This window comes from Mesorhizobium sp. M1A.F.Ca.IN.020.06.1.1 (assembly GCF_004023265.1).
In the GTDB taxonomy this organism is placed as follows: Bacteria; Pseudomonadota; Alphaproteobacteria; order Rhizobiales; family Rhizobiaceae; genus Mesorhizobium.
Map to the genome: position 1 here is coordinate 1 of NZ_RZSR01001241.1, position 1,418 is coordinate 1,418.

The following is a 1,418-nucleotide window of genomic DNA, read 5'->3' on the forward strand; positions in this document are numbered from 1 at the left end:
CTTCCGACAGCGCGCGCGGCGCGCGCTTCTCGACGCGGGCAAGCAGTGCCTCGAACGCCTTCCAGTCGGCCTCGCGCTCCTGGCGGAAGCTTGCCAGCGACTGGCGCACGGCATCGGTGCCGGCGGGCAGCGTCATAAGAGGTTTTCCTCCTTGAGCTGGATATAGCGCTCGACCAGCGCCGGGCCGAGCCGCTGGTGGTCGGCCTCGATGACATGCGCGCCGAGCAGCCTGAGGCGTCCGATCACCACCTGCCGCTGTCTGAGCAGGTCGCCGGCGGTGACCGCGCGGGCCACGTCCTCCGGGGCGGTAGGCGCCATATCGGCCAAAGTCTCCAGCTCGACATCCTTCATCAGCATGAACAGCACCAGATGCCGCTCGGTCAGCCGCCCGACGGTGCGCAGCATCAGCTCGGCGCTGATCGGGTCGACGAAATCGGTGAAAACGATGACCAGTGAGCGCCGGTCGAGCTTCGCGGCGAGCGTCGTCAGCGCCAGGGTGAAATTGGTCTCCTCGGTCGAATAGTCGATCTCGGCGGCGCGCTTCTGGATCATGGTGAAGCTCGGCGAGCCGCGCACGGCGCCGCTGGAAACGCGCGGCCTGGCGTCGAAGGAAAACAGGCTGACGAGGTCGCCGCCCTTGAGCGCAATGAAGGCGGACAACAGCGCCGCCGTCACGGCCCGGTCGACCTTCGGCACGCCCTCGACCGGCTCGCACATCAGCCGCCCGCTATCGATGGCTAGAACGATGTTGTTGTTCTCTTCGATGCGGAATTCGCGGGCAAGCAATTTGCCGTGGCGGGCGCTGCGCTTCCAGTCGATCATGCGCCGGCCCATGCCGGGCTGGTAGTCCTTCAGCGCCTCGAACTCGCGGCCCTGGCCGGCGCGCTTCTGTGCATGGCCGTCGGCAAGAGCGGAGCGCTGCAGCAGCGTGATCGCCTCGTCGCGGGCGCGGCTGACATCGGGCAGCACCGCTATCTTGCGCTCCACCGGCAGCACGGCCTGCTTCCAGACCAGCCCGAACGGCCCTTGCCAGCGCAGCCACAGCCGATCGAAGCTGGCGATGCCCCGCCGAATGGCGTCGAATTCGAGATCGAGCGTGCCGCCATTTGCCGGCAGTGTGCCGCCCGTGCCGTTGACCGGCGCCAGCCGCTGGTCATGCCCGACGCGCGCCTGCAGCCGGCGCGTTCGCGCCCCGAGACCGGCCGCGATGTGCAGCGTGAAACGTCCGCCGACGCCGACCTGCGGCGGTGCGGTGAGCGTGGCGCTGAGCGACGCGCGTCCGCGCCCGGCCGCCGCGTCGACCGCCAAGAAGGCAAGCAAAGCGCAAATCCAGAGCAGCCCGAGATACCAGACATGCGGCAGCGCGAGCGCGATCAGGAAGGCGGGAATCGCTCCCGCCGCCGCCGCCCATACCTGTC

1 protein-coding gene is annotated in these 1,418 nt (G+C 68.9%); it reads right to left on the bottom strand.

Features of this window, described 5'->3' with window-relative positions:
* Positions 1 to 132: 132 nt before the first annotated feature.
* Positions 133 to 1,418: DUF58 domain-containing protein (locus EOA60_RS32875; RefSeq protein WP_164899767.1), on the bottom strand; the 1,286-nt coding region annotated here is incomplete at its 5' end.